The 8,492-nt window shown below is 45.3% G+C and carries 8 protein-coding genes; 7 read left to right on the top strand and 1 reads right to left on the bottom strand.

Translation table 11 applies throughout. The annotated features are described in order from the left end of the window. Positions 1–186: 186 nt before the first annotated feature. The 3 genes from ACLTL4_RS10445 (at position 187) to ACLTL4_RS10455 (ending at position 2,157) form a co-directional block, all read left to right on the top strand. On the top strand, positions 187–834 hold the full coding sequence (locus ACLTL4_RS10445; protein ID WP_412290290.1) for a YigZ family protein: 648 nt from the start codon (positions 187–189) through the stop codon (positions 832–834). Between the two features lie 75 nt (positions 835–909). Beyond that, positions 910–1,731, top strand: coding sequence for a glutamate racemase (murI, locus tag ACLTL4_RS10450; protein ID WP_147631933.1), 822 nt, complete (start codon positions 910–912; stop codon positions 1,729–1,731). After that, complete coding sequence (locus tag ACLTL4_RS10455; protein ID WP_022119549.1) at positions 1,732–2,157, top strand: DUF1934 domain-containing protein; 426 nt, start codon at positions 1,732–1,734, stop codon at positions 2,155–2,157. It begins immediately after the preceding gene. A 43-nt stretch (positions 2,158–2,200) separates the two neighbouring features. On the opposite strand, the gene ACLTL4_RS10460 is transcribed toward ACLTL4_RS10455, so the two are convergent. Continuing rightward, positions 2,201–2,713 (bottom strand): hypothetical protein, encoded by a 513-nt coding sequence (locus ACLTL4_RS10460; RefSeq protein ID WP_022119550.1) that lies wholly within the window; start codon positions 2,711–2,713, stop codon positions 2,201–2,203. A 392-nt stretch (positions 2,714–3,105) separates the two neighbouring features. Between ACLTL4_RS10460 and ACLTL4_RS10465 the strand changes: the two genes are divergently transcribed. The 4 genes from ACLTL4_RS10465 to ACLTL4_RS10480 all read left to right on the top strand — a co-directional run bounded on the left by ACLTL4_RS10465 (position 3,106) and on the right by ACLTL4_RS10480 (position 8,380). Next, entirely contained in the window at positions 3,106–4,563 is a 1,458-nt protein-coding gene (locus ACLTL4_RS10465; RefSeq protein ID WP_173897649.1) for a polysaccharide deacetylase family protein, read from the top strand. Positions 4,564–4,597: 34 nt separating this feature from the next. Further along, the gene (gene tig / locus ACLTL4_RS10470) at positions 4,598–5,800 is read left to right on the top strand and encodes a trigger factor (RefSeq protein ID WP_412320507.1); all 1,203 of its coding nucleotides are present in this window, start codon (positions 4,598–4,600) and stop codon (positions 5,798–5,800) included. A 131-nt stretch (positions 5,801–5,931) separates the two neighbouring features. After that, positions 5,932–7,593, top strand: a complete 1,662-nt coding sequence (gene ptsP / locus ACLTL4_RS10475) for a phosphoenolpyruvate--protein phosphotransferase (protein WP_022119553.1) — start codon at positions 5,932–5,934, stop codon at positions 7,591–7,593. Further along, positions 7,583–8,380 carry an HAD family hydrolase gene (locus ACLTL4_RS10480; protein ID WP_173895262.1) on the top strand — a complete coding sequence of 266 codons (798 nt, stop codon included), beginning with the start codon at positions 7,583–7,585 and terminating at the stop codon, positions 8,378–8,380. The genes ptsP and ACLTL4_RS10480 overlap by 11 nt, the downstream gene beginning before the upstream one ends. Positions 8,381–8,492 lie beyond the last annotated feature (112 nt).

Consider the following 8,492-nt stretch of genomic DNA (forward strand, 5'->3'; position numbering starts at 1 on the left):
AAACCACTCCTGTGCAAGCACATCGTGGTTTCAGGCTTTTGACCCTGGCATCTTAGTATTTTATCACACAACTTTCAGGAAAGAAAGAGCAAAGGAGGATTTCTGCTGTTGCTTCTTTTGGGGGACTCTGGTAAGATAGCATAAGTATTACCGAATTCTGGAATTTTAATCGGAGGGTTTTGGCATATGAAAGAATATAAAATTGTCTATTGCGGCGGAGAGGGCGAGATCGTTGAGAAAAAATCACGTTTTATCGCGACCGTAAAGCCGGTGGACTCGGAGGAGGAAGCATCTGCATTTATTGCAGAGACGAAAAAGAAATACTGGGATGCCAGACATAACTGTTCTGCGTTTGTGATCGGGGAACATAATGAAATACAGAGAAGCAGTGACGACGGGGAACCGGCAGGAACAGCAGGTCATCCGATGCTGGACGTGCTGCTCGGAGAGGGCATCCACAACACAGCCGTTGTGGTGACACGTTATTTCGGCGGAACACTGCTTGGAACAGGCGGGCTTGTCCGTGCGTATTCAAAATCTGTACAGGCAGGGCTTGCGGCCAGCACCGTACTCGAAAAGAAAAAAGGCTTTCTGCTGGCGATGGAAACCGATTATTCCGGGATCGGTAAGATCCAGTATCTGCTCGGACAGAGAGGGCTTCTGATCACAGATTCTCAGTATACGGACAAAGTGACCGTCGAGACTCTGGTTCCGCAGGAAGAGCTTGTCTCTGTCAAAGAAGAGATCACAGAAGGGACGAACGGCAAGACGGTCTTTGCAAAAGAAGAACCGGTTTCCTATGCATTTGACGGGAAAACACCGGTCTTTTTCTGAGCAGGGAAAGGACTGCTTGCAATTTACAGGGGTTCGACGTAAAATATAAGGGATTAATTCGGAGGAAAATAATTTATGAGTGACAAATGTAATGCTCCGGTAGGAGTTTTTGATTCCGGCGTTGGCGGTCTTACGGTGGCTCGTGAGATCATGCGAAACCTGCCGGAAGAGAATATCGTATATTTCGGGGACACAGCCCGTGTTCCTTATGGAACAAAATCAAAAGATACGGTGCTGCGTTATTCCAGACAGATCATCCGCTTTTTAAAAACACAGGATGTCAAAGCGATCGTGATCGCCTGCAATACGGCAAGTGCCTATGCACTGGAAGATGTGGAAAAAGAGCTGGATATTCCGATCATTGGTGTAGTAAAGCCGGGAGCGAAAGTAGCATGCGAGGCAACCCACAACAAAAAGATCGGTGTCATCGCCACAGAAGCAACAATAAATTCGGGAATTTATTCTTCTTATATCACCAGACAGGACCCGCAGATCCAGGTGATCGGCAAGGCATGTCCGCTGTTTGTACCGCTCGTAGAAGAAGGATGGCTGAAAGACTCGGTGACATTTGAAGTTGCGGGCAGATATCTGCGGAAACTGATGGAGCAGGACATCGATACCCTGATCCTTGGATGCACCCACTATCCGCTTCTGCGTTCCACACTGCGTGAAATTGTCGGAGAAAAGGTGACACTGGTCAATCCGGCTTATGAGACTGCACGTGAGCTGAAACAGCTTCTTGCAGAAAAAGGACTGACAAACATCCAGTCTCAGGAAGAAGCACGTAAATATCAGTTTTATGTCAGCGACCAGGCAGATAAATTTATGAGATTTGCAGATTCGATTCTGCCATTTGATGTAAATACCACAAAGAAGATCAGCATAGAGGAGTACTAAATGACAAAAGATATAATGCTCCGCATCAGCGGTGTACAATTTCCGGATGGAGAAGAAAACAGTGAAGAGATGGAAGTGATCACTTCCGGCAGCTACTTTGAAAAAGACGGCCGCCATTATATCAAGTACGATGAAGTACAGGAAGATTCCAATGAAGTGATCCGCAATCTTCTGAAAATCGAAAACGGCAGTCTGGAACTGACCAGACGCGGGATGACAAACGTGCATATGGTGTTCGAAAAAGACAAAAAAAGCGAATCTTATTACGACACCCCATTTGGAAGATTCCTGGTCGGGATCTCCGCAACACATCTGGATGTCAGCGAAAAAGAAGACAGCATTGATGTGCAGGTAAAATACGCACTGGAGATCAACAGTGAGTATATTGCAGACTGCAGTATCAGCATTTGTGCGAATTCCAAATAAAAAGTGCATCCATATCTCTCAATACGCATGCACTTGAAAGTTTTTATTTCTTCTTTTTCTTTCCCTTGGAATCTTCGGCAGCAGATGCATTGAGCTCTTTTGACTTGCGAAGAAGCTTTTCGGAAAGACGGACACGCAGGCTCTTTTTCTGCTGCGGTGCCTCAACTCGTCCGCCGCGGACACTCTTGATCTCAGTTATGTAGATACCGCTGACAACAGCCTTGATCTCTTTCTTTACCGGAATAGAATCAAAAATAGTTGTTTCGCTGATCAGCGTCTGGATCTTAGGACCGATCTTTGCTTTGACAACCGGGATCTTCGTACGACGCATATACCACGGTGTCTGATCGATGACGATCTGAGGAAGACCGGATTCCTTTAGTTTGAGGCGTTTCTTATCAATAATAAGCATAGAGACGACCTGACGAGTCGCTTCGAGCTGTTCCTGTTGTGCGGCCTGTTTTTTCTGTGCTTTCTGTCCAAAGTAATAAAGAAGTGCAAGTGCGATTACCAGCACGAGCAGAATTACAATGAGGACATTCCAAAATGTAGACATAGTACACCCTCCTAAATAAGTTCATATATTTCAATATTGTACCATTTATTTGCAGAAAGTGCAAGAAGCGGTACCGAATAATTACAATTTTATGAATATCATCAATTTAGGGTGGTAATTTCTATTATAGATGTGATATTATTATGATTCGAGGGATCGATGGACATAAAATGTATGCTTGCATACAGTTTTATGTCTATGGAGCCCGTAAAAACATGAGAAAGTAGTCCGCCAGGACGGATTTCGAATGTTTTCAGGATTGCGGGAGCATGAAATGCGGAGCAATCCGTGGAATCATAATAATGCAAGGTGGCCAGAGTATGACTTTGGAACCCGTAAAAACATGAGAAAGCAGTCCGAAGGGCGAATTTATCACCAGTGTGGAGGGGAATATGAACGAAAGTGAAAAACAGAAGCGAGCGGATGCCCGCAAAAAAAGAAAAAGGCGACAGATGTTTATAGGGAGGATGATCATAGTCATTCTTCTGTTCATCATCCTTGGCCTGTGTGCATTTCTTGGAAAAGATATGCTTGAAAAGAAAAAGCTCCGGGACAACCGGGAGCAGGCAGCGACCAGTGCTGAAAGTGAGAGTACGGCAGATACCGCAGGCACAGAGAGTGCAGCCGAGACAGAAACACAGGCACAGAAAAAAGAAGACGATATCATGTCCCAGGCAGAGTTAAAGGCAGCACAGTATGATTATGACGGTGCAATTGAGCTTTTAAAGGCATCTTCTGATTTCGCAGACAGTCAGGATATGCAGGATAAAGTGGCAGAGTACGAGCAGGCAAAATCGGAGCTTGTAGAATATCCACTTGACCAGGTGACGCATGTATTTTATCATACATTAATATATGACACCTCGAAAGCATTTGATGGTGATTCCAAAGAAGCCGGATATAATCAGGTTATGACTACCATCGATGAGTTCAACAAGATCACACAGTCTATGTATGACAAAGGATATGTGATGGTAAGTCTGCATGATATGTGTACGGTCAATGAAGATGGTACCGTATCACCGGGCAAGATCATGCTTCCGCCGGGCAAAAAGGCATTTGTCCTTTCACAGGACGATGTCAGTTACTATCATTATATGGATGGTGATGGCATGGCAACGAAGCTGATTGTGGATGAAAATGGCGATATTAAAAATGAATATAAAGAAGATGACGGAAGTATATCAGTAGGCGATTACGATATGGTGCCTCTGATCGATCGCTTTGTGGAAGAGCATCCGGATTTCTCCTATCACGGACATAAGGGAATCATTGCTCTGACCGGATACAACGGTATACTCGGTTATCGCACTGATATCGCATACAAGACAAGAAAAGACCTGGATGAGTACCAGGAGAAATTCTTCGAAGAGAACCCGGATTTCGACAAAGCAGCCTGGAAAAAGGAAAGACAGCAGGCGAAAAAAGTGGCAGATGCCATGAAAGAAGAAGGATGGGAGTTTGCAAGTCATACATGGGGACATATCAATGTTGGCGAAGCAAGTCTTGAAAGACTGCAGACCGATACACAGAAATGGCTGGACTATGTAAAACCGCTTGTCGGAGACACCAATGTGATCATTTTTGCCTTTGGTTCCGACCTTGGCGACTGGCAGCCATACACATCAGATAACGAAAAATTCGCTTATCTTAAGAGCATGGGATTTGATATTTACTGTAATGTAGATTCCACGCAGTACTGGGTACAGTTTGGAGAAAATTATATGCGTCAGGGAAGAAGAAATCTGGACGGCTACCGTATGTATTATAATCCGGAAATGCTGGAAGATCTTTTTGATGCCGGAGAAGTCTTTGATAAATCAAGACCGACACCGGTACCGGAAATGTAAAGCGACGCAAGATCTGAAAGGAGAAACAACTACAATGAAAAGAAAAGTAATCGCAGCCCTGCTTCTTGGCATGGCGATCACCGTGACAGGATGTTCAGGAAACACGACAAAAGATACAGACACCACAACCGAAGCAGCATCGGATGCGTCTTCTGAGACAACTGCAGACAGCTCATCTGAGAGTGAAGCAGCAACAGAAGCAGCAGAACGCCCGGACTACAAAGCACTGGATTATGTCAAACTGGGAGACTACAAAGGACTGGAAGTAACACTGGCATCCACCGATGTCACAGACGAAGAAGTCGAGCAGCAGGTTGAGACAAACTTAAACAACAACGACAAATCCGAAGAGATCAAAGAAGGTACCGTAGAAAACGGCGATGTGGCAAACATCGACTACGAAGGAAAATTAAACGGAAAAGCATTTGACGGAGGCACAGCAAAAGGCTACGACCTGACGATCGGCTCCGGCAGCTTCATCGACGGCTTTGAAGACGGACTGATCGGCAAAAAGATCGGAGATACCGTAGATCTGAACCTGACTTTCCCGAAAGATTACAGTTCCACCGACCTGGCAGGCAAAGAAGTTGTATTTACCGTTAAGATCAATTCCGTAAAACGTGCACCAAAGCTGACAGATGAGCTTGCAGCGGAAATTTCCAATAATGAATACAAAACAGCAGAAGCATACAACAACTATATAAAAGAAGACCTGGAGAAGACGAAAAAAGAAAACCAGCACAACCAGGAACTCAATGATCTGGTAGCACTTGCATATCAGAATGCAACCGTAAACGATTATCCGCAGGAAATGATCGATTATCAGCTGGAGCAGGTTACCTCCTATTATAAATCCTACGCAGATCAGTATGGCATGGAATATGCAGATTTCCTGAAACAGCAGGTAGGCATGACGGAAGAAGAATTTGTAAAGCAAATGACAGAAACCGTAAAACAGAGCCTTGGCCAGGAAATGGTACTGCGTGCGATCGCAGAGACAGAAGGCGTTGAGATTTCCGATGAAAAATTCCAGGAAAAAGCAAGCGAATACGCAGCACAGATGGGATCTACAGATGTGGATGCATTTATCAGCCAGTATGGTAAGAGCACGATCATGGCAAGTATTCTGCAGGATGAAGCAGTGAAGATCCTTGAGAAAAATGCCGTTGTAAAAAATGCAGACGGTACACTGGCAGAGACAACAGCAGAAACCGAGACAGAAACAGCATCTAAATAAAAAAATGTCTGTAATGATCCGGTGCAGGCCGAAGCACTTGCTGCCGGGCCATTACAGGTGTTTCATAAGAAAAATTGTAATTGCGAAGTTACTGAGCATTACATAAGTAAAATAAGTGAGGAGGAAACTTAATGATTACGTTACAGGGAAAAGGTGTTTTTGGTGGGATCGCAATTGGAGAGATTGCTTTCTTTAAGAGAGATTCCGGTGTAGTACAGCGAAAAAAAGTAGAAGATCCGCAGGCTGAGATCCAGCGTTTCGAAAATGCAAAAGCAAAAGCCATTGAAGAACTCGGTGAACTGTATGACAAAGCCGTTTCTGAAGTTGGCGAGAGCAATGCCATGCTTTTCCAGACACATCAGTTCATGCTGGAAGATCTGGACTATGTAGAAGCAATCGAAAACATGATCCAGACACAGTCTGTAAATGCAGAATATGCAGTCAGCGTTACCGGAGACAATTTCTCACAGATGTTTGCTTCCATGGATGATGACTATATGAGAGAGCGTGCAGCTGACGTAAAAGATATTTCAGCCCGTGTAGTGAAAATCCTTACCGGAGCAGGTGAGAGCGGACTGGTAACGGACAAGCCGGTCATTCTTGCATCAGACGATCTGGCACCAAGCGAGACTGTACAGCTTAATAAGGACATGGTATTGTCTTTTGTGACACAGGGCGGTTCTACGAACTCCCATACCGCAATTCTTGCAAAGACGATGAACATCCCGGCAATCATCGGTATCGGTGATGCACTGGATGAGAAATACGAAGGAAAAGAAGCCATCGTGGATGGAGCAAACGGATGCCTGATTATCGAGCCGGATGAAGAGACCATGAAAGAATATCAGGCAAAGAAACAGGAGTATCTGGCACAGCAGGAGCTTCTGCAGCAGTTCCGCGGCAAAGAGACCGTATCTTTGGACGGACAGAAAGTAAAACTGTATGCCAATATCGGAAATGCATCTGATATCGGAGCTGTGATCAAAAATGATGCAGCAGGCATCGGACTGTTCCGAAGCGAGTTTCTGTATCTGGAAAATGACAATTTCCCGACGGAAGAAGAACAGTTTAAAGTATATAAATATGTGGCTGAGACGATGGGACAGAAACAGGTCATCATCCGTACACTGGATATCGGAGCAGACAAGCAGATTGATTACTTCAACCTGCCTCACGAAGAAAATCCGGCAATGGGTTACCGTGCGATCCGTATCTGCCTGAAACAGCAGGATATTTTCCGTACACAGCTGCGTGCTCTGCTGCGTGCATCTGCATTTGGAAACATTGCCATCATGTTCCCGATGATCGTGGCACTGGAAGAAGTACTGCAGATCAAAGAGATCGTAAAGAGTGTTATGGCAGAATTAGATGCAAGTGGCATCCCGTACAACAAAGAGATCCAGCTTGGTATCATGATCGAGACACCGGCAGCAGCCATGATCAGCGATGATCTGGCAAAAGAAGTCGATTTCTTCAGCGTCGGAACAAACGACCTGACACAGTATACAACCGCTGTAGACAGACAGAATGCAAACCTGGAGGGATTCTACTATCCGCATCACAAAGGTCTGCTGCGTCTGATCAAAATGGCAGCAGACAATGCACATAAGAACGGCATCTGGATTGGTATCTGCGGAGAACTCGGGGCAGATATGGAGATGACAGAAGCATTCCTGGCAATGGGCATCGACGAACTGTCTGTATCACCGGCATGTGTTCTGCCGCTGCGTAAGAAGATCCGCGAGACTTCAGTCAAAGAAAGACAGGAAGAAATCTTAAAAAATGTGCTCTAAAATATTTTGTTTTGATTTAGATATGACACTTCTGGATCACAAGACTTTTCACATTTCCGAAAAAGTGCTTAAGGATCTGGAAGCACTGAAAAAAGAAGGTCATGTGGTAGCTGTCGCAACCGGTCGCGATATGGACAGTGAATTCAGCAAAGCATACAAAAAACAGCTTCAGCCGGATGCAATCGTCCACAGCAACGGCCAGAAAGTAACCGTAGGCGAAAAAAAGATCCGGGAAGTCTTCATGGATCCGAAGCTGATCGCCCGCATGATGGAGTTCTGCCGTGAGCATCATCTCTGCATCGGCATGAACATCGGCAAATACGGCTGCTATGTCAACAAAGAAGTGCTGATCGAGCATGAAAAGCGGATTTTCGGAGACGGAGACCGCGAGTACATAGACGAGTCCAACCTTCTGACACACCCGTTTTACGGACTGGCATACTTTGGCGATCCAAAAGGTACCGATCTGCTCCGGGAAGCATTTCCGGAAATCAAGACGCCGCTTTTTGCCGACCGCAGAGGGGCAGATGTCATCACAAAAGAAGTTTCCAAGGCAAACGGCATCCAGGCACTTCTGGACTATTACCAGAAAGACTGGTCTGACATCGTGGCATTTGGAGACAGCATGAACGATTACGAAATGATAGAGAAGGCAGGAAACGGCATCGCCATGGGAAATGCTGTGGATAAGCTCAAAGAAGTGGCAGATTACGTGACCAGGCCGATCGAAGAAGAAGGCGTGAGCTTTGCACTTCGCCATTTCGGTTATCTTTCGGCGGATCAGTAGATTATAAAGCAAGGTCAGATGTGCACTCATCAGGATGAGAATGCACAGTCTGACCTGCTTTTTTATCTCAGTCGAGAAGACTCCCACTTCTGCAAGTGGTGAGTAATAACAA

Origin of the sequence: Hominisplanchenecus sp., assembly GCF_046967715.1 — a bacterium.
Classification (GTDB): domain Bacteria; phylum Bacillota; class Clostridia; order Lachnospirales; family Lachnospiraceae; genus Hominisplanchenecus; species Hominisplanchenecus faecis.